Source organism: Aeromicrobium sp. 636 (genome assembly GCF_024433585.1).
GTDB classification, from domain to species: Bacteria; Actinomycetota; Actinomycetes; order Propionibacteriales; family Nocardioidaceae; genus Aeromicrobium; species Aeromicrobium senzhongii.
In genome coordinates this window covers 553,905-576,158 of the sequence record NZ_WNJU01000001.1, presented here as the reverse complement: position 1 = coordinate 576,158, position 22,254 = coordinate 553,905, and the positions used below count along the sequence as shown (strand labels likewise).

General features: G+C 70.8%; 21 protein-coding genes. 15 read left to right on the top strand and 6 right to left on the bottom strand.

The genetic code is table 11. From position 1 onward, the window contains the following. Positions 1-8 precede the first annotated feature (8 nt). Positions 9-1,028, top strand: coding sequence for a DUF2510 domain-containing protein (locus tag GL325_RS02790; protein ID WP_187768530.1), 1,020 nt, complete (start codon positions 9-11; stop codon positions 1,026-1,028). A 20-nt stretch (positions 1,029-1,048) separates the two neighbouring features. Here the strand turns inward: GL325_RS02790 and GL325_RS02785 are convergent, their stop codons facing one another. Together GL325_RS02785 and GL325_RS02780 are read right to left on the bottom strand one after the other, a co-directional pair. Further along, on the bottom strand, positions 1,049-1,606 hold the full coding sequence (locus GL325_RS02785) for a hypothetical protein (RefSeq protein ID WP_187768529.1): 558 nt from the start codon (positions 1,604-1,606) through the stop codon (positions 1,049-1,051). A gap of 123 nt (positions 1,607-1,729) precedes the next feature. Continuing rightward, entirely contained in the window at positions 1,730-2,101 is a 372-nt protein-coding gene (locus tag GL325_RS02780) for a hypothetical protein (RefSeq protein ID WP_154595117.1), read from the bottom strand. Positions 2,102-2,474: 373 nt separating this feature from the next. Between GL325_RS02780 and pyrR the strand changes: the two genes are divergently transcribed. The 7 genes from pyrR (at position 2,475) to GL325_RS02745 (ending at position 10,881) form a co-directional block, all read left to right on the top strand. Further along, complete coding sequence (gene pyrR / locus GL325_RS02775; RefSeq protein ID WP_255499328.1) at positions 2,475-3,008, top strand: bifunctional pyr operon transcriptional regulator/uracil phosphoribosyltransferase PyrR; 534 nt, start codon at positions 2,475-2,477, stop codon at positions 3,006-3,008. Then, positions 3,005-3,937: an aspartate carbamoyltransferase catalytic subunit gene (locus GL325_RS02770; protein WP_154595116.1), complete on the top strand. Its 933-nt coding sequence runs from the start codon at positions 3,005-3,007 to the stop codon at positions 3,935-3,937. Before pyrR ends, GL325_RS02770 begins: the two co-directional genes overlap by 4 nt. Continuing rightward, positions 3,934-5,211: a dihydroorotase gene (locus GL325_RS02765; protein ID WP_187768528.1), complete on the top strand. Its 1,278-nt coding sequence runs from the start codon at positions 3,934-3,936 to the stop codon at positions 5,209-5,211. The genes GL325_RS02770 and GL325_RS02765 overlap by 4 nt, the downstream gene beginning before the upstream one ends. Continuing rightward, positions 5,208-6,332: a glutamine-hydrolyzing carbamoyl-phosphate synthase small subunit gene (gene carA, locus GL325_RS02760; RefSeq protein WP_187411890.1), complete on the top strand. Its 1,125-nt coding sequence runs from the start codon at positions 5,208-5,210 to the stop codon at positions 6,330-6,332. Before GL325_RS02765 ends, carA begins: the two co-directional genes overlap by 4 nt. Then, a complete protein-coding gene (gene carB / locus GL325_RS02755) occupies positions 6,316-9,630 on the top strand; it encodes a carbamoyl-phosphate synthase large subunit (RefSeq protein WP_187411891.1) in 3,315 nt (1,104 codons plus the stop codon). Before carA ends, carB begins: the two co-directional genes overlap by 17 nt. Continuing rightward, positions 9,627-10,448 (top strand): orotidine-5'-phosphate decarboxylase, encoded by an 822-nt coding sequence (pyrF, locus tag GL325_RS02750; protein ID WP_154595114.1) that lies wholly within the window; start codon positions 9,627-9,629, stop codon positions 10,446-10,448. The genes carB and pyrF overlap by 4 nt, the downstream gene beginning before the upstream one ends. A gap of 118 nt (positions 10,449-10,566) precedes the next feature. Further along, on the top strand, positions 10,567-10,881 hold the full coding sequence (locus tag GL325_RS02745) for a hypothetical protein (protein ID WP_187768527.1): 315 nt from the start codon (positions 10,567-10,569) through the stop codon (positions 10,879-10,881). Between the two features lie 84 nt (positions 10,882-10,965). On the opposite strand, the gene GL325_RS02740 is transcribed toward GL325_RS02745, so the two are convergent. The 4 genes from GL325_RS02740 to GL325_RS02725 are packed head-to-tail and all read right to left on the bottom strand — an operon-like array spanning position 10,966 to position 16,100. Further along, positions 10,966-13,416 (bottom strand): CHAT domain-containing protein, encoded by a 2,451-nt coding sequence (locus tag GL325_RS02740; protein ID WP_187768526.1) that lies wholly within the window; start codon positions 13,414-13,416, stop codon positions 10,966-10,968. Between the two features lie 7 nt (positions 13,417-13,423). After that, positions 13,424-15,052 (bottom strand): S8/S53 family peptidase, encoded by a 1,629-nt coding sequence (locus GL325_RS02735; RefSeq protein WP_154595112.1) that lies wholly within the window; start codon positions 15,050-15,052, stop codon positions 13,424-13,426. A gap of 8 nt (positions 15,053-15,060) precedes the next feature. Next, the gene (locus tag GL325_RS02730; protein WP_154595111.1) at positions 15,061-15,507 is read right to left on the bottom strand and encodes a hypothetical protein; all 447 of its coding nucleotides are present in this window, start codon (positions 15,505-15,507) and stop codon (positions 15,061-15,063) included. Next, positions 15,504-16,100: an RNA polymerase sigma factor gene (locus tag GL325_RS02725; protein ID WP_255467395.1), complete on the bottom strand. Its 597-nt coding sequence runs from the start codon at positions 16,098-16,100 to the stop codon at positions 15,504-15,506. The genes GL325_RS02730 and GL325_RS02725 overlap by 4 nt, the downstream gene beginning before the upstream one ends. A gap of 103 nt (positions 16,101-16,203) precedes the next feature. On the opposite strand from GL325_RS02725, the gene GL325_RS02720 reads away from it, so the two are divergent. From GL325_RS02720 to GL325_RS02690, 7 genes are all read left to right on the top strand, one after another. Further along, entirely contained in the window at positions 16,204-16,635 is a 432-nt protein-coding gene (locus GL325_RS02720) for a hypothetical protein (protein ID WP_154595109.1), read from the top strand. Between the two features lie 10 nt (positions 16,636-16,645). Next, complete coding sequence (gene mihF / locus GL325_RS02715) at positions 16,646-16,966, top strand: integration host factor, actinobacterial type (protein WP_187411893.1); 321 nt, start codon at positions 16,646-16,648, stop codon at positions 16,964-16,966. Next, positions 16,959-17,555: a guanylate kinase gene (gene gmk / locus GL325_RS02710; protein ID WP_222865873.1), complete on the top strand. Its 597-nt coding sequence runs from the start codon at positions 16,959-16,961 to the stop codon at positions 17,553-17,555. The genes mihF and gmk overlap by 8 nt, the downstream gene beginning before the upstream one ends. Before the next feature lie 26 nt (positions 17,556-17,581). Then, positions 17,582-17,872 (top strand): DNA-directed RNA polymerase subunit omega, encoded by a 291-nt coding sequence (rpoZ, locus tag GL325_RS02705; RefSeq protein ID WP_187411894.1) that lies wholly within the window; start codon positions 17,582-17,584, stop codon positions 17,870-17,872. Between the two features lie 10 nt (positions 17,873-17,882). After that, positions 17,883-19,085, top strand: a complete 1,203-nt coding sequence (gene coaBC / locus GL325_RS02700) for a bifunctional phosphopantothenoylcysteine decarboxylase/phosphopantothenate--cysteine ligase CoaBC (RefSeq protein ID WP_154595107.1) — start codon at positions 17,883-17,885, stop codon at positions 19,083-19,085. 78 nt (positions 19,086-19,163) lie between these two features. Next, positions 19,164-20,351 carry a methionine adenosyltransferase gene (gene metK, locus GL325_RS02695; RefSeq protein ID WP_187411895.1) on the top strand — a complete coding sequence of 396 codons (1,188 nt, stop codon included), beginning with the start codon at positions 19,164-19,166 and terminating at the stop codon, positions 20,349-20,351. A 5-nt stretch (positions 20,352-20,356) separates the two neighbouring features. Beyond that, positions 20,357-22,246: a primosome assembly protein PriA gene (locus tag GL325_RS02690; RefSeq protein ID WP_255955437.1), complete on the top strand. Its 1,890-nt coding sequence runs from the start codon at positions 20,357-20,359 to the stop codon at positions 22,244-22,246. Positions 22,247-22,254 lie beyond the last annotated feature (8 nt).

Sequence of the window (22,254 nt, the reverse complement as noted above, 5' to 3'; positions counted from 1 at the left end):
CCAGTTGGATGGTCGACGTCGCACGGTTCTTACTCGATTCGGCATTTCTCGACGGCCGCTCGTGGGACGCTCGCCGCATGACGAACGGTCCCCTTCCGCCGGCCGGCTGGTATCCAGATGCGCAGGGCGAGCTGCGTTACTGGGACGGTGCGGCGTGGACCGACCACACGGCGAGCAACTACCCGCACGCGCAGGATGCTGACCAGCCGACGCCGCCCACCGGTCTCGCAGCCGGGAAGTCCCCGGCGAGTGCGAAGGTTCCGTGGACTCGTCGGTGGCAGGTCTGGGTGGTGGCCGGCTGCGCTGCACTCCTGGGGTTCGGGGCCCTCGGAAATGCCGCCACCCCGGACACCGCCGACGACCCCAAGCCGCAGTCCGTCCAGGCAACCGAATCTGCTCCGACGGCGGAGCAGACCACGCCCAGCCCTGAACCGTCTCCCACGCCCACCGAGGAACCAACAGCAGAACCAGTGGTCCTCATTTTCATGACGGACCAGAAGGACGGCGATTCCTCGGTGGGATCAGATGGCAAGGAGTACCGCCTGGGGCTCGTCAACGCACCGGAACGAAACGAGAAGTGTGGTCCTGAGGCGACCGCCTTTACGCGCAAGTTCCTCAGCGACGGCTTCACGGTCGACGCGTACGCGACCGACACGTACGGCCGCGCGGTCGCGGAGGTGTTCGATCCGAAGGGCAGGTCGCTCAATGTCCAGCTCGCCAAGCGCGGACTCGGCGACGGCCGCTACCTCGATCAGTTCCGCCATGAGAACCCGGACCTGGGTCGTCGACTCGACCGTGCCTTGGCGTCGGCCGCCAAGCCGGGCTGCCGGAAGTCTGCGGCACCGGTCCCTCTCGTCAAGAAGCCCCGCAAGACCAAGGCTCCAGCGAAGGACTGCATGGCCGGGTACGAACCATGCTTGCCGATCGTTGACGACCTCGACTGTGGCGAGATCGGCCACTCGGTCGCCGTGACCGGCGGCGACCCGTACCGGCTGGACCGGGACGGCGACGGCACTGGGTGCGACTGAACACCCGGAGTGACGCGACCTCAGGCCGTTCGGTCACCTCGGTAGATGTCGCTCTCATGAACTGCCCAGGCCGTCCCGTCGGCGGCGACGATGTAGTCCTTGGTCGCCGAGACGAATCGGCGGGCCTGACGTCGAGTGAGTGGCAGGCCGGTCGCGTTCCTAGCCGAAGCGACGACTGCGTTCCGCTCCGAGCTAGTTTCGCGCCCGTGGCGCCAGATCAGGACCGACGTCGCCACCATCCCGATCGCCGCGACCACGGTGGCGACGAGCGTCACGATCTGCCCCCGCGACGACCAGCCATTGTCGCGGGCGACCGAAGTCACGAGGAGCATCAGGATTCCGACACCGCAGCAGAACGCACTGGCCGACCACCACGACCACACCTGGGGCGGAGCGGTCGGTGGCATGGGCGCGATGACCTCGCCGGTCGGGGCCAGCGCGAACGACCTGTAGTCGCTTCGAATGTGGAGGGTCCCGTCCCCGTCGATCTCAAATTCGGTTCCTCGTTCGAGATCGAAATGGATGTCTCCGGCGTCTGCAGCAGCGCCCGCGCCCAAGAACATGACCCAAGTGTCCACGGCCAGGACCGTCGTGTCCCGAACACCGCTCGGCGGCACGCGGGTGAGGGCTGAGGCGTGCTCTCAACGCGGCGGAATGGGCCCCGGGCGCCCATCGCGTGTCCGACACGTAGGGCGACGTGGTCACGGAGCTGCCGCGTGAAGGAGCCGTGCGAGGAGTTCTGCCAAGGGCGCCATCGCCGCCTCGAAGGGAACGCCCTCCAGCTCCTCGGCTCTCGACGCATCCTCCTCGAGTCGGAGTGCACGGAAGGTGTCCGGTAGAGAAATGCCCTCGAAGTCGACCTCCACACCGCGACCGTGTCCGACTGCAAGGTCAATGCAGGCGCCGGTGTCGCGTGGCTGATCGTTCGACTGGGGCAGGCCCGGGAACCGATCGCTCAGGTCGTCGTGGCCCGCACAGTAGATGACATGGGTATCGGAGGCTTGCCCGGGGGCGAAGCCCACCGGGACGAGAAGCGGGTCGAGTGCGGCCAAGACCGATCGCGCGAAGTCCATGCCCGAATCGTCGCCTCGATGACCAGTCTGCGGTGCCATTCGAAGAAATCCGAGCCTTGCTCAACTTCAGTCCTCACCGTCGTGTGGGGCTTCACCGATTCCCTTGTCATCGGGACCGTGGTGCTGACCACCGTGGGTGGGGTCGTCGTCTGTCAGCACGTGCGCGCTGCCGGTGCTCGGAGACCAACCAGAACGACTCGCCGATCATGGGCCACCCACGGGAATCCGGCGGGACGCATCTGTGGCCGTGGTGCACGGGGACGGGTTCGCAAGGGCGATGGCGGGTCCCGGAGGGCGGGTGAGTCCGCACTGATAACCTCGACGAGAACCATCCTTTAACCACCGTCCTGTGAGGCGGAGAAGGAGGTCGGCTTTGAGCACCGTCATGGATGCCACCGACATCTCGCGTGCGCTGACACGCATCACCCACGAGATCCTCGAGCGCAATCGCGACGCCGAAGGCGTGGTGATCCTGGGGATTCCCACCCGCGGCGTCGAACTCGCCGAGCGCATCGCCGCGAAGATGGCCGAGGTCGAGGGGACCACCATCAAGCCCGGCGCTCTCGACGTCACGATGTACCGCGACGACCTGCGCCTGAAGGCACCCCGCGCACTCGAGGCCACCAACGTCCCCGAGGACATCGACGGTCGCGTCGTCGTCCTGGTCGACGACGTGCTGATGAGCGGCCGCACGATCCGGGCCGCGCTCGACGCGCTCAGCGACCTCGGACGCCCGAAGGCCGTGCAGCTCGCCGTCCTGGTCGACCGCGGCCACCGCGAGCTGCCGATCCGGGCCGACTTCGTCGGCAAGAACCTGCCCACCTCGAAGACCGAGAAGGTCCGCGTCCGGCTCACCGAGACCGACGGCGCCGCCGACTCGGTCTCGATCGAGGGGAGTGACGCATGAAGCACCTCCTGAGCGCCGGTGACCTGAGCCGCGACGAGGCCACCTTGATCCTCGACACCGCCGAGCAGCTGCTCAGCGTCGCGAAGCGGCCCATCAAGAAGCTGCCCACCCTGCGCGGCCGCACGATCGTCAACCTGTTCTTCGAGGACTCGACCCGTACGCGGATCAGCTTCGAGGCCGCGGCCAAGCGCCTCTCGGCCGACGTCATCAACTTCAGCGCCAAGGGCTCCAGCGTCAGCAAGGGGGAGTCCCTCAAGGACACCGCGCTGACCCTGCAGGCCATGGGCGCCGACGCGGTCGTCATCCGCCACCACGCCTCCGGCGCCCCGCATCGCCTCGCCACCTCCGAGTGGACGCGCGGCGCGGTGGTCAACGCCGGCGACGGCACCCACGAGCACCCCACCCAGGCGCTGCTCGACGCGTTCACGATGCGCTCGCGCCTGGGCGACCTCGAGGGCAAGAACGTCACGATCGTCGGCGACGTCCTGCACAGCCGCGTCGCCCGCTCGAACGCGCTGCTGCTCGACACGCTCGGTGCCAACGTCACGCTCGTCGCCCCGCCGACGCTGCTGCCGGTGGGCGTCGAGACCTGGCCCGTCCAGACCTCGTACAACCTCGACGCGAGCCTCGAGAAGGCCGACGCGGTGATGATGCTGCGCGTCCAGCGCGAGCGGATGAACGCCTCGTACTTCCCGAGCGCCCGCGAGTACAGCCGCCGCTACGGGCTCGACGTCGCCCGCATGAACCGCCTGCCCGACCACGCCATCGTCATGCACCCCGGACCGATGAACCGCGGCATGGAGATCGGAGCCGACGTCGCCGACAGCGACCGGTCCGTCATCGTCGAGCAGGTCACCAACGGCGTCGCCGTCCGCATGGCCGTCCTGTACCTGCTGCTGGGCGGCGCCACCGAAGGAGAAACAGCATGAGCACCGTCATCAAGGGCGCCCGCATCCTGGGCGACGAGGTGGCCGACATCTTGATCGAGGGCGGTGTCATCACCCAGATCGGCACCGACCTGAGCGGTGACGAGGTCGTCGACGCCGAGGGCCTCATCGCCCTGCCCGGCCTCGTCGACCTGCACACCCACCTGCGCGAGCCGGGCCGCGAGGACGCCGAGACCGTCCTCACCGGCACCCAGGCCGCCGCCAAGGGCGGCTTCACCTGCGTCTTCGCGATGGCCAACACCGAGCCCGTCGCCGACACCGCCGGCGTCGTCGAGCAGGTCTGGCGCCTCGGCCGCGAGCACGGCTACGCCGACGTCCAGCCCATCGGTGCCGTCACCGTCGGCCTGGCGGGGGAGCACCTCGCCGAGCTGGGCGCGATGGCCGACTCGGCCGCCCAGGTCCGCGTCTTCAGCGACGACGGCAAGTGCGTCAGCGACGCAGTCCTCATGCGCCGCGCCCTGGAGTACGTCAAGGCGTTCGACGGCGTCATCGCCCAGCACGCGCAGGAGCCGCGTCTCACCGAGGGCGCCCAGATGAACGAGGGCCCGCTCTCGGGCGAGCTCGGCCTCACCGGCTGGCCCGCGGTCGCCGAGGAGGCGATCATCGCCCGCGACGTCCTGCTGGCCGAGCACGTCGGCAGCCGCCTGCACGTGTGCCACCTGTCCACGCGCGGCTCGGTCGAGATCGTGCGCTGGGCCAAGAGCCGCGGCATCGACGTCACCGCCGAGGTCACGCCCCACCACCTGCTGCTCGACGACGAGCTGGTCCGCAGCTACGACCCGATCTACAAGGTCAACCCGCCGCTGCGCAGCAAGGACGACGTCCTCGCCGTCCGCGAGGGCCTGGCCGACGGCACGATCGACATCGTCGCCACCGACCACGCACCGCACCCCATGGAGGACAAGGAGTGCGAGTGGCAGGCCGCGGCCTTCGGCATGATCGGTCTCGAGACCGCTCTGTCGATCGTGCAGCAGACCATGGTCGACACCGGCGCCCTCACCTGGGCCCGCGTCGCCGAGGTGATGAGCGCCAATCCGGCGCGCATCGGCCGCGCCACCACCCACGGCCGCCCGCTGGCGATCGGCGAGCCCGCCCACGTGGTTCTCTACGACCCGACGGCGAAGCGTACGATCGAGCCCGCCGACACCGCGAGCCTCTCGCGCAACACGCCGTACGCCGGAAGGGAACTTCCCGGCCGCGTGGTCGCGACGTTCCTCGCCGGCAAGCCCACCGTCCTGGAAGGAAAGCTGCAGTGACGTTCACCCCCGCCATCCTCGTGCTCGAGGACGGACGCACCTTCCGCGGCCGCTCCTACGGCGCGACCGGCACCACCATCGCCGAGATCGTCTTCAACACCGGCATGACCGGCTACCAGGAGACGCTCACCGACCCGTCGTACCGCGGCCAGATCGTCGTCATGACGGCCCCGCACATCGGCAACACCGGCGCCAACCCCGAGGACTTCGAGTCCGGCCGGGTCTGGGTCGACGGCTACGTCGTGCGCGACCCCGCCCGCCAGCGCTCCAACTGGCGCTCCGACCGCACCCTCGACGAGCTGCTCGCCGAGCAGGGCGTCGTCGGCATCAGCGGCATCGACACCCGCGCCCTGACGCGCCACCTGCGTGAGCGCGGCTCCATGCGTGCCGGCATCAGCACCGAGGTCCTCGACCCCGAGCAGCTGCTCGAGCAGGTGCAGCAGGCGCCGGGCATGACCGGCTCGAACTACCTCGCCGACGTCACCGTCCCCGAGGCGCACGTCGTCCCGGCCGAGGGTGAGAAGAAGTACACGGTCGTCGCGCTCGACCTGGGCATCAAGGGCATGACCCCCAAGCTCATGGCCAAGCGCGGCATCGAGGTGCACGTGCTGCCCGCCACGGCCTCGCTCGACGAGGTCCTCGCGATCGAGCCCGACGGCGTCTTCATGTCGAACGGCCCCGGCGACCCGGCCACCGCCGACCACCAGGTCGAGTTGGTCCAGGGCGTCCTCGAACGTGGCACGCCGTACTTCGGCATCTGCCTGGGCAACCAGATCTTCGGCCGCGCCCTCGGACGCGGCACCTACAAGCTCAAGTACGGACACCGCGGGGTCAACCAGCCGGTGCAGGACCGCACGACGGGCAAGGTCGAGATCACCGCGCACAACCACGGGTTCGCCGTGGACGCGCCGCTCGACGAGGACTTCGAGACGCCCTTCGGGCCGGCTCGGGTCACCCACGTGTGCCTGAACGACGACGTCGTCGAGGGCATCGCCCTGCTGGACCAGCCCGGGTTCAGCGTCCAGTACCACCCCGAGGCCGCCGCGGGTCCGCACGACGCCGGCTACCTCTTCGACCGCTTCACCGACCTCATGGAGGCAGCTCGTGCCGAAGCGCACTGACATCGAGTCCGTTCTCGTCATCGGGTCCGGCCCGATCGTCATCGGCCAGGCGGCCGAGTTCGACTACTCCGGCACCCAGGCCTGCCGCGTCCTGCGCGAGGAGGGCCTGCGGGTCATCCTGGTCAACTCCAACCCGGCCACGATCATGACCGACCCGGAGTTCGCCGACGCCACGTACGTCGAGCCGATCACGCCCGAGTACGTCGAGAAGGTGATCGCCGCGGAGCGTCCCGACGCGCTGCTGGCCACCCTGGGCGGCCAGACCGCCCTCAACGCGGCCATCGAGCTGGACAAGCGCGGCATCCTCGAGAAGTACGGCGTCGAGCTGATCGGCGCGTCCATCGACGCGATCGAGAAGGGCGAGAACCGCGAGTCGTTCAAGCGGATCGTCGAGGGCCTGCCCGCCGAGTGGGGCGCCGAGGTCGCCAAGTCCGTCATCTGCCACACGATGGCCGAGTGCGAGGCCGGCGTCGAGGAGCTCGGCGGCTACCCGGTCGTCGTTCGTCCGTCGTTCACGATGGGCGGCTCCGGCTCCGGCCTGGCGTACGACCACGAGGACCTGCTGCGCATCGCCGGCAGCGGCCTGGCGCTCAGCCCTACCACCGAGGTGCTCCTCGAGGAGTCGATCCTCGGCTGGAAGGAGTACGAGCTCGAGGTCATGCGCGACACCGCCGACAACGTGGTGATCGTCTGCTCGATCGAGAACCTCGACCCGATGGGCGTCCACACCGGCGACTCGATCACCGTCGCCCCGGCCATGACGCTGACCGACGTCGAGTACCAGCGCCTGCGCGACATCTCGATCGGTGTCATCCGCGAGGTCGGCGTCGACACCGGCGGCTGCAACATCCAGTTCGCGGTCAACCCCGAGGACGGCCGCATCGTCGTCATCGAGATGAACCCCCGCGTCTCGCGCTCCTCGGCGCTGGCGTCGAAGGCCACCGGCTTCCCGATCGCCAAGATCGCCGCCAAGGTCGCCATCGGCTACACGCTCGACGAGATCCCCAACGACATCACGCAGGAGACCCCGGCCAGCTTCGAGCCGAGCCTGGACTACGTCGTCGTCAAGGTGCCGCGGTTCGCGTTCGAGAAGTTCCCGGCCGCCGACGCCACGCTGACGACGCACATGAAGTCCGTCGGCGAGGCCATGGCGATCGGCCGCAACTTCACCGAGGCCCTGCAGAAGGCGCTGCGTTCGCTCGACCGGCCCGCCGCCGCGTTCTCGTGGGAGCGCGAGTGGGTCGATCTGGACAAGGACGACCTGCTGCAGCGCGCCTCCGTGCCGCACGACGGCCGGCTCAAGCTGGTCATGGACGCGCTGCGTGCCGGCGCCACCGCCGACGAGGTCTTCGAGGCCACTCGCATCGACCCGTGGTTCGTCGACCAGCTGGCGCTGCTCAACGAGGTCGCGGCCGAACTGACGGCGGCCGAGCGGCTGACGCCCGACCTGCTGCGCCACGCCAAGCGCCACGGCTTCTCCGACGCGCAGATCGGTCGCATCCGCGGCATGTCCGAGGACGTCGTCCGCGGCGTCCGGCACGCCCTGGGCGTCCGTCCGGTCTACAAGACCGTCGACACCTGCGCGGCCGAGTTCGCGGCCAAGACGCCGTACCACTACTCGTCCTACGACGAGGAGACCGAGGTCGAGCCGCGTGAGCGTCCGGCGGTGCTGATCCTGGGCTCCGGCCCGAACCGCATCGGCCAGGGCATCGAGTTCGACTACTCGTGCGTCCACGCGTCGCTCGCGCTGTCCGATGCCGGGTACGAGACCGTCATGGTCAACTGCAACCCCGAGACCGTCTCGACCGACTACGACACGAGCGACCGGCTGTACTTCGAGCCGCTGACGCTCGAGGACGTGCTCGAGGTCGTGCACGCCGAGTCGCAGGCCGGCCCCATCGCGGGCGTCGTCGTGCAGCTCGGTGGCCAGACTCCGCTGGGCCTCGCAGCCGGGCTCAAGGCCAACGGCGTGCCCGTCGTGGGCACCCAGCCCGAGGCGATCGACCTGGCAGAGGAGCGCGGTGCCTTCGGCCGCGTCCTGGCCGAGGCCGGTCTGCCCGCGCCCAAGCACGGCACCGCCACCACGTTCGACGGTGCCAAGCGCATCGCCGACGAGATCGGCTACCCGGTCCTGGTGCGCCCGTCCTACGTGCTCGGCGGCCGCGGTATGGAGATCGTGTACGACGAGGAGTCGCTCTCGTCCTACATCGAGAACGCCACCGAGATCTCGCCCGACCGGCCCGTGCTGGTCGACCGCTTCCTCGACGACGCGGTGGAGATCGACGTCGACGCGCTGTTCGACGGCGAGGAGCTGTTCCTCGGCGGCGTCATGGAGCACATCGAGGAGGCCGGGGTCCACTCCGGCGACTCGGCGTGCGCCCTGCCCCCGATCACCCTGGGCAGCCTCGAGATCGACCGGATCCGCGCCTCGACCGAAGCGATCGCCCGCGGTGTCGGTGTCCACGGCCTGCTGAACATCCAGTTCGCGCTCAGCTCGGACACGCTCTACGTGCTCGAGGCCAACCCGCGCGCCTCGCGCACCGTGCCGTTCGTCTCCAAGGCGACCGCGACGCCGCTGGCCAAGGCCGCCGCCCGGATCATGCTCGGCGAGTCCATCGCCGACCTGCGCACCGCCGGTGTCCTGCCCGCCGAGGGTGACGGAGGCCGACTGCCGGCCACCGCGCCGATCGCGGTCAAGGAGGCGGTCATGCCGTTCAACCGCTTCCGGACCTACGACGGTCGATATGTCGACACGTTGCTCGGCCCCGAGATGCGCTCGACCGGTGAGGTCATGGGCATCGACGCCTCGTTCGGCTCGGCGTTCGCCAAGAGCCAGTCGGCGTCCGGTCCGCAGAACGGCCTGCCCACCTCGGGCACGGTGTTCGTGTCGGTCGCCAACCGCGACAAGCGCCACATGATCTTCCCGATCAAGCGTCTGGCCGATCTCGGCTTCGAGATCCTGGCCACCAGCGGCACGGCCGAGGTCCTGCAGCGCAACGGCGTCCAGGCCACGGTCCTGCGCAAGCTGCACGAGGAGGGCTCGACCGGCAGCACGGTGGTCGAGAAGATCAACGACCGCGAGGTCCAGCTGATCGTCAACACCCCGCACGGCCTGGGCAGCGGTGTGAACGCGCGCATCGACGGCTACGAGATCCGCACGGCCGCCGTGGCCGAGGGCATCCCGTGCCTCACGACGGTGCAGGCGCTCGCCGCGGCGGTCCAGGGCATCGAGGCCGAGATCGCCGGCAGCATCGGCGTCCGCTCGCTGCAGTCCTGGGCGGAGACGGTGACGCGATGAGCTTCGGCAGTCGCGCCCAGGTGGCGATGCAGGCGTACGGTCCGCTGTGCGTCGGCATCGACCCCCACCCTCATCTGCTCGAGGAGTGGGGGCTGGAGGACTCGGTCGAGGGACTCGACCGGTTCGCCGCCACCTGCGTCGAGGCGTTCGCCGGCAAGGTCGCGTTCGTGAAGCCGCAGTCGGCCTTCTTCGAGCGCTTCGGCGCCCGCGGCGTCGCCATCCTCGAGCGCACGCTGCAGGACCTGCGGCACACCGGGTCGTTGACGATCCTGGACGTCAAGCGCGGGGACATCGGCAGCACCACCGAGGCCTACGCCGACGCCTACCTCGACGACGACGCCCCGATGGCCGCCGACGCGATCACCGTCAGCCCGTACCTGGGCTTCGGGTCGCTGACGCCGTTCTTCGCGGCCGCCGAGAAGAACGACGCCGGCGTGTTCGTGCTGGCGTTCACCTCGAACCCCGAGGCGATCCGCCTGCAGACCGCGACGACCTCGTCGGGGATGACGGTCGGCGACCAGACCTTGGCCCAGTTGGCGCTGGCCAACGAGGGTGCCGAGCCGATGGGCTCCTTCGGTGCCGTCATCGGGGCGCGCGTGGCCCACGTCGACGCGCGGCGCCTGGACATCAACGGGCCGATCCTGGTGCCGGGCTTCGGCGCCCAGGGCGGCACGGTCGAGCACCTGCGCGAGCTGTTCGGGTCGGTCCTCGACTCGATCATCCCCAGCACCTCCCGCGAGGTGCTGGCGAAGGGCCCCGACGTCATCGCGCTGCGTGCCGCCGCCGCTGCGGCTAACGACTCGCTGTCCCTGCTCTAGCCCGGGATCTCGGAGAAAAGCGGCCTCGCCTGCCCCTGGTGACTCTCATGTCGCAACGCGACCGCATCGTGGATGATCGGTTTGTCGTCCCACGCTTCTGACCGGTTACGTTCCTGGCGTGCCGAACTCGGGGGAGTGGCTGATCATCGGCGTCGTGATCGCGATCGCGATGACGCTTGTCGTCGCCGCGTCGACCCACCATGCAGGCCTGGACACGACCACTCTGGCGCCAGGTTACGTCTGGGCGGAGCCCGCAGCCCTCATCGACTGGGCGTTCGGTGACTCCATCCCGGTTCGCCCGCTCGCCGCAGTCATCAGCGTGGGCGATGTCCTGCTGCTGCTCGGCTTCGGACCCCTGCTCGTGTGGTTCCTCGTCGGCGTGACCGCCTATGCCGTGGTGGCTTTCGCTGCGCCGTTCACCCGTGGTGCCTGAGCGAAGATGAGTTGTGGCGTTGCGCACCTTCTGAGGCCTCAGAAGGTGCGCAACGCTGCACATCGTGCGCGGCGGGGCTACGAGTCACCAGCCGGCGCCGAAGCAGACGAACGAGGTCGGCCGGTCGGCCGTGGCCTCGGCCAGCGCGACGGCCGGGGGAGTGCCACCGGCCATGAGCCGGTGTACGTCCTGCAGGAGCTCGCAGGCCTCGTCGTCGGCGACGGCGGCCGGTGAGGCGATGACGCAGCGGGCGCCCGCGTGCAGCCACGCGTTGACCATGCCGAGCGACTCCTCGGCCCAGCGCTGCGTCGATCGGCCCACCTCGCAGGCCGAGAGGATCACGACGTCGGGCACTCGGGCCAGTTCGTCGAGGTCGTAGCCGAAGAGGGGTCCGTCGGCCAGCCGGAGACCCGAGAAGAGGGGGTTCTCCACCGCGTGGCGGCCATGCGCGGAGATGTGCAGCAGGTCGACCTGTCCCGCGGCGGCCAAGGTGGCGGCGACCGTCGCTGCGTCGTCGGTGAGCGTCACTGCTCGCGGCCATCGCGCCGCCGACTGCTTGACCTCCTCCGTGGCTCGGACCACCTCGGGCCCGGCCACGAAGGCTGCTCGGCGCGGCTGCGGCAGGCCGCGGGTGGCCAGCCAGCGGGTGGCCGCGGAGGCGACCGTGACGGGCCGTCCCGCGAAGCCGGGAAGCATCGACCACGGGATGCCGGCGAGGACGCCGGCCTGGGTGACGACGACGCGCCGATCGCCGACCCGGTCGAGGAGCGGCGCGACGAGCGCATCGCCCACCTCACCCAGACGACGCAGCAGACCTGCCCGCACCACGCGAGCGATGGCGTCACCGGAGCGCCCTGCGCTGACGTCGAGGTCCGCACGCAGGCCGCCGAGCAGGCGCAGGATCGGACCGGACGCGCCCAGGTCGACCACGGAGCGGGCCGCATCGGTGACGACGAGGGCGCTGATCCGCGCGGCGCCGTCCCACACGTAGCTGACCAGGGCGCTGTCGTGACCCAGCGCCCGTTCGAGGTCGTCGAGCGCGCAGATCTCGTTCACCTCGCCGGAGCCCGCGTCCAGCCACGCCCGTTGCCGGACGCGCTCGCGCAGGTTCTCGAGTCGCCGGGCCGCGCTCGTGTCCGGTTCGGGCTCGGCCACGGTCAGCGCACGGATCTCCATCAGGTCTGCGGCCGTGGCGCCGTCGCGGGGCGGTCGCACGGGAACGACCCGTGTCGTCAGCGCCCGGGCGCGCTCCGACCACTCGAAGACCAGCTCGGGCGATCCGCCGTCCAGCGTCAGGCGGATGCCCGATGCGGCGAGTCCGCGGCCGTGGCCGACCACCGAGCTCATCATGTCGAGGCTGCCGAACGTCGACTGCCAGTCGTGGAGGAGACCCAGTCCCGCGCGCAGATGCGCCAAGGCGTCGTCACGGGACCCCTCGGCCAGCGCGAGATCGGCCATTGCGGCCCGCTCGAGCAGCCGCTCGGTGAGGGAGTCGGTGCTGGTGGTGCGGCTGCGCTGCATCCGGTTCCGTGCCGCGGTCAGGTCGCCCACGGCGATCGCGGCGCGGGCGGCGTTGAGATCGAGCAACTGTGCCTCGTGATCGAGGCGGCGCTCGCGCAGGGCGGCAGCCAACCGGTCCGTCCACGGCAACCAAGCCGCGGGCACGGTGGCGATGCGCGCCTGCGCGACCGCTTCGAGGATCTCGGCGCGAAGAGCCCATGACTCGCTCCCGATCCGGCGCAGTCGCTGTGCCGTGAGGCGCGCGAGTCGCCGGGACCGCTGCGGGTCCGTGGCCAGCAGGGCTCGGGCGGCGACCAGGTCGCACTCCGCCCGCATCTGGTGGTGGCGGTGTCGTCCCAGGATCGCGGCGCTGGCCTCCAGCAGGCCGATCGCCTCGCTGGCCATGCCGGCGTTGAGCAGTGCCTCGGCCCGGTCCTGGTCGACGAGCGCCAGCGCCACCTGCGAGCCCTCGGCCAGGACGGGACGTGCCGCCTCCATCAGGCGCAGTGCGGTGGCGAGGTCCCACCGGCGCATCGCCGCGTAACCGCTGTTGTGCTGCGCCGTCGCGTGGCCCACCGCGTCGCCAAGTTGTTGGAAGGCGGCAGCGGCGCGGGCGAAGTCGCGCTCGGCCGCGGCGAAGTCGCCGAGTCGCAGCCGGACGACACCCAGATCGTTGAGGCTGTTGGCGAGCTCCAAGGACGCGTCGGGCAGGTGGTCGATCGACTGCTCGTAGAGCGCCAAGGATCGGTCGTACTCGCCGCGCCGCTGGTGCAGCGCCGCCTCCTGGCTCGTGATGAGCGCGGTGACCTGCGGCGAGTCGACGCCGAGGCCATGGGCCTGCCCGCACAGTTCGAGACCTGTCTCGGGCTCGCCCAGCTCCGTCACTGCCAGGGCCAGGCTGACCAGGATCCGCGCCTGCAACTCCAGCGACGGGTCGCGGGTCAGGGCGCGCTGGAACTCACGGCGTGCCGAGGCGTACCGCCACTGGTGGAGGTGTTCGAGCCCCCGACGGTGCAGCTCCTGCGCGGTGAGCATGCCTCCATCATGGTCGAGCGGCGACGAGCTTGGCCACGACCGACGCGTTCTGCTGGACGATCTCCTCGGCCGGACGTTCAGGTGCGTCGGGTGGCGGCAGCTCGCGGCTGAGACGCTGGGCGAGCTCCGCCGCGAACACGGGGGCGGCGAACGAGGTCCCGCTCCACACGGCGAAACCGCCTCGGTAGTCGTCCGGGTCGATCGCCTCGCGGACCCGCGAGCCATGGCGGATCCGAGCGACGGGCTCGAGTCCGCCCTGGAACGGTGGCACGGTGCTGACGAGGGACGAGCCGGGGCGATGCACGGCGACCCAGGGCCCGGCGTTCGAGTACAGCGCGTCGGTGACGGCGTTCGGGTTGAGCGCGCCCACCGCCACGATCGGAGTGCTGCGGGGGTCGTGGACCACGATCTGGTCGGCGCCGTCCCACGGAGCGAACGCCGCCGGGAACATCGGGCGAGTGGTGGCGTCGTTGCCCGACGAGCAGACGACGACGGTTCCGGTCCGGCCGATCGCGGCGAGGATCTCGTAGAGCGTCGGGTCGAAGAGGTGGTCGACCGGTGTCTCGTGGTAGTACCCGAACGAGAGGTTGAGGACGTCGAGGTCGAGTCCGCCACCGGTGTCGCCGAGGCGCACCAGCTGGGCGATCCGCATGAGCACCGTCGCGAGGTCGGACTCGGGCGTGGTGCCGTCGGAGTCCAGGACCCGCCACCAGTGGATGTCGGCGTCGGGCGCACCCTGATGGAGCAGACCGACGATGAACGTGCCGTGACCGGAGGCCTCGTCGAGCGAGCCGTCCAGCGGTCCGGAGACGTCACCCACGGACTCGGGGTCGGTGGCCGTGTCGGTCCGGCCGATCGTCGCGCCCGGCAACAGCCCGCTGCCGTCGTGCACGGCGACGGTGAACCAGGGATGGGCCCCGCAGCCCGTGTCGACCACTCCGATCCGGGCGCGACGCGGCCCGTCGGGGTCGTCCGGGGCACGGCCCGGAGCCGGGCCGACGTACGAGACGGGTTGACGGCCCCCGCTGCCCTGGTCGGCGTACGAGTCGACTCCGTTGCCTCGCGTCAGGGGATTGCCTCGGGTCAACGGGTTGCCCCGGGTGAGCGGGTTGCCCCGCGTGAGGGGGTTCCCGCGGGTGAGCGGCGAGGTCGACAGGACGTGGTCCAGGCCGATGCCCCGCAGCAGGTCGCCGTCCGGCGAGCTGGCTCGCGCCGCCTGCAGGAGCGTCCAGGCGTCCGGCGGGCGCGTGGGGGAGTTCTGGGTGGCCGAGATGACCACCCGGGCGAGGCCGAGCACACCGGCGGCCCACGGGTAGCGCTCGAGGCGCTCGCGACGCTCCTGGGGTGACTCGTCGAGCGTGATGCGGGGGAAGTCGGGGTCCTCCTCGACGAGCCAGTCGAACGCCCGCGCGGCATCGCGCAACAGGGCGATCGCCGCGTCGACGTCGATCAGCGTCGACACCAGGAGCCGAGTGCTGAGGTAGGCGGTCGGGTTCGCCCGCACACCGTCGACCAGCGCCCCGGACTCGGCCGCGAGCAGGCGGCCCTGCTCCTCGGCGATCGATCGGGCGCGCGTCCAGTCGTCGAACGACTCGAACCGCGGGGTCCGGCGGTGGCCGTTGTCCTCGGGGGCCATGGTGCTCCTCAGATCTCGAAGGTCGGGGTGGCGAGGTTGTCGCGGTCCGCGACCTCGAACCAGATGCGCACCAGGCCGGCGGGCACCTCGTCGAACTCGAACCGTCCGGCGACGAGGTCGGCCGTCAGGGCATCGTCTCCGCGCTGGAGCCGGGCCCCGCCGTCGTGGGCCGGGGTGACCCAGCCGTCGATGCGGCGGGTGTCGGACGTCGGTCCCTCGGTCACGCGCACCAACACCGTGACGTCGTCGTAGGCGAACTCGATCGTGAGCGGGCCGGAGCCGCGCGTGCCGACCAGCGCCGTGCTGCGGTTGACCAGGCTCAGCAACTCGTACTCGTTGTCGAGGTCCTCGGCGGCGATCACGGCGATCATGGCGTCGGCCAGGTGCGCCGGCGGCGGGTCGATGGCCTCGTACATGGCCCGGAGGTCGCTGAAGACCGGTTCGCGTTCAGTCATGACGAGGCCCCCTTGGCGATGACGGACTTGAGCTTCTCGAGGCAGCGGCGCCGCGTCGGGCCGATGCTGCCCACGGGCATGCCGAGGTCCTCGGAGATGTGGTGGTAGTCGGGCCGGTCGTCGAACGCGATCACCCGCAACAACCGCTGGCACCGTTCGTTCAGCTGCGCGACCGCGTGCCAGAGCCGATGGTTCTCGTCGGCCTCGACGGCCTCGGACTCGGCGGCGCGCGTGGTCGGCAGGACCGGCGCCAGCACCTCGTCGTCGGTGGCGTCCTCGCGGCGGTTGCGCGTGGCGACGCGCCACGCCTGGCGCCGGGCGGTGATGATCAACCACGACGCCACGGCGCGGGGGTTCTCGACCGCGTCGGCCTTGCGCACCAGGGTCAGCCAGGTGAACTGGATGACGTCCTCGCAGACGTCCTCATCGAGCCGGTAGGCGCGGACCACGTGCCACAGCACCGGGGTCATCTCGCGCACGAGCTCGTCGATCGCTGCTCGGTCTCCGTCACGCCAGCGTGCGAAGGCCTCGCCGGAGCGGATCCACGGGCCGTCGTCGGCTTCTGCTGGTTCGTGTGACTTGCTGTCGGTCACAGGTTTCATTGTGCGCACATCCGGGACGAGTCGAGAAGGGGTCGGCCTGATACACGCCGACACGGAGCGCTGTCCAATCGACCCGCGCAGGTAGCCTGTCGGGGTGCGACGACCCATCCTGATGCTCTGCCTGGTCCTCGGTCTCGGCACGGTGGCGGGATGCTCCGGTGGCGGTCCGTACTGCGACGCGATCGACGAGGCCAAGGAGCCGTTGACCTCCTTCGGCAAGCAGACCGACACCGCCTTCGCCTCGTACGCCGAGGTCACGCAGGACATCGCCGAGGTCGCACCGGCGGAGGTCAAGAAGGAGTGGCAGGCGATCGCCAAGGCCACCCGCAGGGTCGTCGTCGCGCACCGCAAGGCCGACTTCCGCCTCCAGGACATGAAGGACGAGGTGAAGGTGAACGCGCTGTCCAAGGAGGACATCGACCGCATCACCGCGGCCCACGAGGCCTTCAACGACACGAAGTCCCAGCGGGTCACGGTCGTCGAGAACGTGGACGCCGAGTGCGGCATCGACCTGTCCCAGAAGTGAGGAGTTGATCGTGGCACTGCCCGAACTGACCGACGAACAGCGCCGCCAGGCGCTGGCCAAGGCTGCCGAGGCGCGCCAGGTGCGCGCCGAGGTGAAGAACCGGCTGCGTCACTCCGGTGCCTCGGTCGCCCAGGTGCTCGCCGAGGCCGAGCGCAACGAGGCGATCGCCAAGATCAAGGTGCTCGACCTGCTGCAGAGCATCCCGGGCATCGGCAAGCTGACCGCCCAGCAGATCATGGACGACCTCAAGATCGCCCAGAGCCGGCGCCTGCGCGGCCTCGGGGCCAACCAGGCCAAGGGCCTCATCGCCGAGATCGCCCGTCGTGGCTGACCGGCACGGGGCCGTGCGCGGCCGACTGATCGTCCTGGCCGGCCCGACCGCCGTCGGCAAGGGCACCGTCGCGGCGTGGGTGCGCGAGCACCACCCCGAGATCTGGATGTCGGTCTCGGCGACGACGCGTCCGCCCCGCCCCGGCGAGATCGACGGCAAGCACTACCACTTCGTCTCGAACGAGGAGTTCGACCGGCTGGTCGCCACCGACGGTCTGCTCGAGTGGGCCGTCGTCCACGGGGTCAACCGCTACGGCACCCCGCGCGCCGCGGTCGAGGCGAAACTGGCCGAGGGCGAGTCGGTCCTGCTCGAGATCGACCTGCAGGGCGCTCGCCAGGTGCGCGAGCACATGCCCGAGGCGTACCTGGTGTTCCTGGCACCGCCCAGCTGGGAGGAACTGGTCAAGCGCCTCGTCGGGCGCGGCACCGAGACCGAGGCCGAGCGCGAGCGACGCCTGGAGACGGCGCGCGAGGAGTTGGCGGCGGTCTCGGAGTTCGACACCACCATCGTCAACACCGAAGTCGATGAAGCGGGGCGCGAGTTGGTAGACTTGTTCAGATCCCACCCGACGGCCGACCCTGCCGGGTGACCCCACCACACTTCTGGAGATTCTGAGTGTCCACGACACGTTCTGCTGCCGAAGGCATCACCAACCCGCCGATCGACGACCTGCTCGAGAAGGCGGACTCCAAGTACAAGCTGGTCCTGTACAGCGCCAAGCGCGCCCGTCAGATCAACGCCTACTACTCCCAGCTGGGCGAGGGCCTGCTCGAGTACGTCGGCCCGCTGCTCGAGACGCAGGTCCAGGAGAAGCCCCTGTCGATCGCGCTGCGCGAGATCAACGCCGGCCTGCTGACCGTCGAGGACATCACGCCCGACGCCGCCGCGTCCACCGACGAGGCCTGAGCCTCTCGCGATGAGTCGCATCGTCCTCGGCGTCACCGGAGGCGTCGCCGTCTACAAGGCGGCGCTGCTGCTGCGGCTGTTCACCGAGGCGGGGCACGACGTCCGCGTCGTCCCCACCGATGCCGCACTCGAGTTCGTCGGCGCGCCGACGTGGGAGGCGCTGTCGGGCCACCCGGTCCAGACCGGCGTCTTCGAGAACGTCCCCGAGGTCCCGCACGTCAAGCTCGGCCAGACCGCCGACCTCGTCGTCGTGGTGCCGGCCACCGCCAACACCCTGGCGCGGGCCGCCCACGGGCTGGCCGACGACCTGTTGACCAACACCTTGCTGACGGCGCGGTGTCCGGTGGTCATGGCCCCGGCCATGCACACCGAGATGTGGCAGCACCCGGCCACCGTCGCCAACGTCGAGACGTTGCGTGAGCGCGGCGTCCTGGTGATCGACCCCGACTCCGGGCGCCTCACCGGCACCGACACCGGTCCGGGACGCCTGCCCGATCCCGAGGCGATCTTCGCCTTCTGCCTGCAGGTCCTGCACGGGCGCCCGCGCGATCTCGCCGGCCGGCACGTCGTCGTCTCGGCCGGCGGCACCCGCGAGTTCCTCGATCCGGTGCGCTTCCTGGGCAACCGGTCGTCGGGCCGCCAGGGGATCGCCCTGGCCGAGGCCGCGCTGGCCCGCGGCGCCTCCGTCACGCTCGTCGCCGCCAACGTCAGCCTCGACGTCCCGGCCGGTGCCGAGGTCGTGCGTGTCGTCACCACCGCCGAGCTGCGCGAGGCGATGCTCAAGGCCTCCGCGTCGGCCGACGCCGTCGTCATGGCGGCCGCCCCGGCCGACTTCCGGCCCGTCTCGATGGCCGACGCCAAGATCAAGAAGCAGGCCGACGGCGTCGCGCCCACGATCGAGCTGACCGAGAACCCCGACATCCTCGTCGAGCTCGTGCGCACCCGCACGGGTCGATCCCCGGTCATCGCCGGCTTCGCCGCCGAGACCGGCGACGCGAACGGCACGGTCCTGGACCACGCCCGCGCCAAGTTGGCCCGCAAGGGCTGCGACCTGCTCGTGGTCAACGACGTCGGATCCGAGCGCGTGTTCGGGCGCCCCGACAACGAAGTCACCATCTTGTCCGACGATGGATCCGAGCAGCCGGTGCCCCGGGCGGCGAAGGGCGAAATCGCCCACGCCATCTGGGACGCGGTCGTCCAACGGGTGGAATGAACCGGGCGCGTCACCGTACGCCCACTACAGTCGACACGACGTCCGCGACGTCGTAGCCCATCAGCCAGAGAGGTAACCGTGAGCCGTCTTTTCACCTCCGAGTCCGTGACCGAGGGTCACCCGGACAAGATCGCCGACCAGATCAGCGACAGCATCCTGGACGCCCTGCTCGCGCAGGACCCCAAGAGCCGTGTCGCCGCGGAGACGTTCGTGACCACCGGTCTGGTCCTGGTGGGCGGCGAGGTCACCACCGAGGCCTACGCCGACATCGCACGGATCGCCCGTGACCGCGTGCTCGAGATCGGCTACGACTCGTCCACCAAGGGCTTCGACGGCGAGTCCTGCGCCGTGCAGGTCACGCTGGACGCGCAGTCGCCCGACATCGCCCAGGGCGTCGACACGGCCGAGGAGGCCCGCGTCGGCGGCGCCACCGACCCGCTCGACCTGCAGGGCGCCGGCGACCAGGGCCTGATGTTCGGCTTCGCGTGCGACGAGACGCCTGAGCTGATGCCGCTGCCGATCACGATCGCGCACCGCCTCTCCGAGCAGCTGACCAAGGTCCGCAAGGACGGCACGCTCCCGTACCTGCGTCCTGACGGCAAGACCCAGGTCACCATCGAGTACGACGACAACGACCGGCCCGTCCGCGTCGAGGCCATCGTCATCTCGACCCAGCACGAAGAGGGCGTCGACCTCGAGACCCAGCTGCCCGCCGACCTCAAGAAGCACGTCATCGACGAGGTCCTGAGCCAGTACGACATCGACGCATCGAACTACAAGTCGCACATCAACCCGACCGGCAAGTTCGTCATCGGCGGCCCCATGGGCGACGCCGGCCTGACCGGCCGCAAGATCATCGTCGACACCTACGGCGGCTACGCCCGTCACGGCGGTGGCGCCTTCAGCGGCAAGGATCCGAGCAAGGTCGACCGCTCGGCCGCCTACGCGATGCGTTGGGTCGCCAAGAACATCGTCGCCTCGGGTCTGGCGACCAAGGCCGAGGTCCAGGTCGCCTACGCGATCGGCGTCGCCCGCCCTGTCGGCTTCTACGTCGACACGTTCGGTACCGAGACCGTCCCGGTCGACACCATCCGCGACGCCGTGCTCGAGGTCTTCGACCTGCGTCCGGCCGCGATCGTGCGCGACCTGGACCTGCTGCGTCCGATCTACGCCGCGACGGCCGCCTACGGTCACTTCGGCCGCCCGGGCCTGCCGTGGGAGAGCACGGACCGCGCCGACGCCCTGCGCGCGGCAGCCGGCCTCTGACCGGAGTGAGTCCCGCCCAGCGGCGTGTCGCGAGAATCCTCGTCGACACGCCGCTGTCGCATCTGGACCGCCCGTTCGACTACGCCGTCCCCGACGACCTCGAGGTCGTGGCGGGGTGCCGCATCAAGGTGCGGTTCGCCGGGCGCCTCGTCGACGGCTACGTGCTCGAGCTCGCCGACGACACCGCCCACGAGGGCAAGCTGGCGACGATCGCGAAGGTCGTGTCGCCCGAGCCGGTCCTGACGCCCGAGATCGCGCGGCTGGCCCGTGACGTGGCCGACCGGTACGCCGGCACGATCGCCGACGTGCTGCGCCTGGCGATCCCGCCGCGGCACGCCCGCGCCGAGGCCCATCCCGGCGGTGCGACGCCGCCCGGGCCGCCCGACATCGGTGACGCGTCGTGGCACGCCTACGTGCACGGCGCGGCCTACGTGCAGGCGCTCGCCGCCGGCCAGTCGCCCCGCGCCGTCCTCAACGCCCTGCCGCGCCACGAGCCCGAGCGCGCCGTCGCCGAGGCGGTGTCCGCCGTCGTCCGCGCGGGCCGCGGTGCCGTCGTCTGCGTGCCCGACGTGCGCGACGTCGCGCGCTGGGACGCGGTCTTCGCCGAGGCGCTCGGTCCCGGCGCCCACGTGACCCTGACCGCCGCAGACAAGCCCGCGGCGCGCTACCGCAACTTCCTGCGCGTGTCCCGCGGCGAGGTGCGCGTGGTGTTGGGGACCCGAGGCGCCGCCTACGCGCCGGTCCATGACCTTGGTCTCGTCGTGATCTGGGACGACGGTGACGACCTGTACGCCGAGCCGCGCGCTCCCTACCCGCACACCCGCGAGGTGCTGCTGACCCGCGCCGTCGAGACCGGTGCCGCCGTCCTGATCGCCGGACACGCCCGCACGGCCGAGGCGCAGTCGCTCGTCGAGCAGGGCTGGTGCGCCGAGATCGTGGGCGACCAGCCCGCCCGCCGGCGGGAGTGGCCCGTGGTCGACGTGACCGACGGGACCGAGCACGGCGCCGCGCCGGCACGGCTGCCCGCCGCGGTCTTCGAGATGGTCCGAGCCGCTCACGGCCCGGTGCTGATCCAGGTGCCCCGGCGCGGCTACCGGACCTCACTGGTCTGCGACCGCTGCCGCACCCCGGCCCAGTGCCCCGCGTGTGCCGGACCGCTCGTGCAGCACCGTGCCGACGCACCCCTGGTCTGCCGCTGGTGTGCCACGACGGTGGCGCAGTGGCAGTGCGGCGAGTGCCACGGCACGCGGCTGCGCGCCCCCGTGGTCGGGCAGCTGCGCACGGCGGAGGAGTTCGCCGCGGCGTTCCCCGGCCGCGCGATCGTCACGTCCGGCGGGCAGACGGTGCTGGACCGCATCGAGCGCGACGAGACGGCTCTCGTGCTGGCCACTCCCGGAGCCGAGCCGGTGGTGCCCGGCGGCTATGCCGTGGTCGTGCTGCTCGACACCTGGCTCATGCTGGCGCGCGACGACGTCCGGGTCTTCGAGGAGTCGCACCGGCGGTGGTTCAACGCCCTCGCGCTGGCCGCGTACGGCGCCCGAGCGGTCGCGGTGGGCGACAGCGGCATTCTGCAGGGACTTGTGCGCGCCGACCCGGCGGGCGTCGCGGCGCGCGAGCTGGCCGACCGCGCCCAGACCCACCTGCCTCCGGTCGGTCGGCTGGCCACGGTCGACGGTCCCGCGGACGTCATCACCGGGCTCTCGACACGCGAGTGGCCGCCGTTCGTCGACGTGCTGGGTCCGGTCCCGGTCGAGCCGGGCCGGGACCGGCTCATCCTGCGCGTGCCACGACGCGAGGGCCTGGCGCTGGCGAAGGTCCTCAAGGGCGTCGCCGCCGAGCGCAGCGCGGCCAAGGAACCGCCGGTGCGGATCCAGGTCGACCCCGTCGCCTTCTGAGCCCCGGG

Bases quoted from the DNA above. Each gene is read 5' to 3' on its own strand.
- GL325_RS02790 (WP_187768530.1), top strand. From the start codon at position 9: ATGGTCGACGTCGCACGGTTCTTACTCGATTCGGCATTTCTCGACGGC.
- GL325_RS02780 (WP_154595117.1), bottom strand. From the start codon at position 2,101: ATGGACTTCGCGCGATCGGTCTTGGCCGCACTCGACCCGCTTCTCGTC.
- GL325_RS02770 (WP_154595116.1), top strand. From the start codon at position 3,005: ATGAAGCACCTCCTGAGCGCCGGTGACCTGAGCCGCGACGAGGCCACC.
- GL325_RS02765 (WP_187768528.1), top strand. From the start codon at position 3,934: ATGAGCACCGTCATCAAGGGCGCCCGCATCCTGGGCGACGAGGTGGCC.
- pyrF (WP_154595114.1), top strand. From the start codon at position 9,627: ATGAGCTTCGGCAGTCGCGCCCAGGTGGCGATGCAGGCGTACGGTCCG.
- GL325_RS02740 (WP_187768526.1), bottom strand. From the start codon at position 13,416: ATGCTCACCGCGCAGGAGCTGCACCGTCGGGGGCTCGAACACCTCCAC.
- GL325_RS02735 (WP_154595112.1), bottom strand. From the start codon at position 15,052: ATGGCCCCCGAGGACAACGGCCACCGCCGGACCCCGCGGTTCGAGTCG.
- GL325_RS02730 (WP_154595111.1), bottom strand. From the start codon at position 15,507: ATGACTGAACGCGAACCGGTCTTCAGCGACCTCCGGGCCATGTACGAG.
- coaBC (WP_154595107.1), top strand. From the start codon at position 17,883: ATGAGTCGCATCGTCCTCGGCGTCACCGGAGGCGTCGCCGTCTACAAG.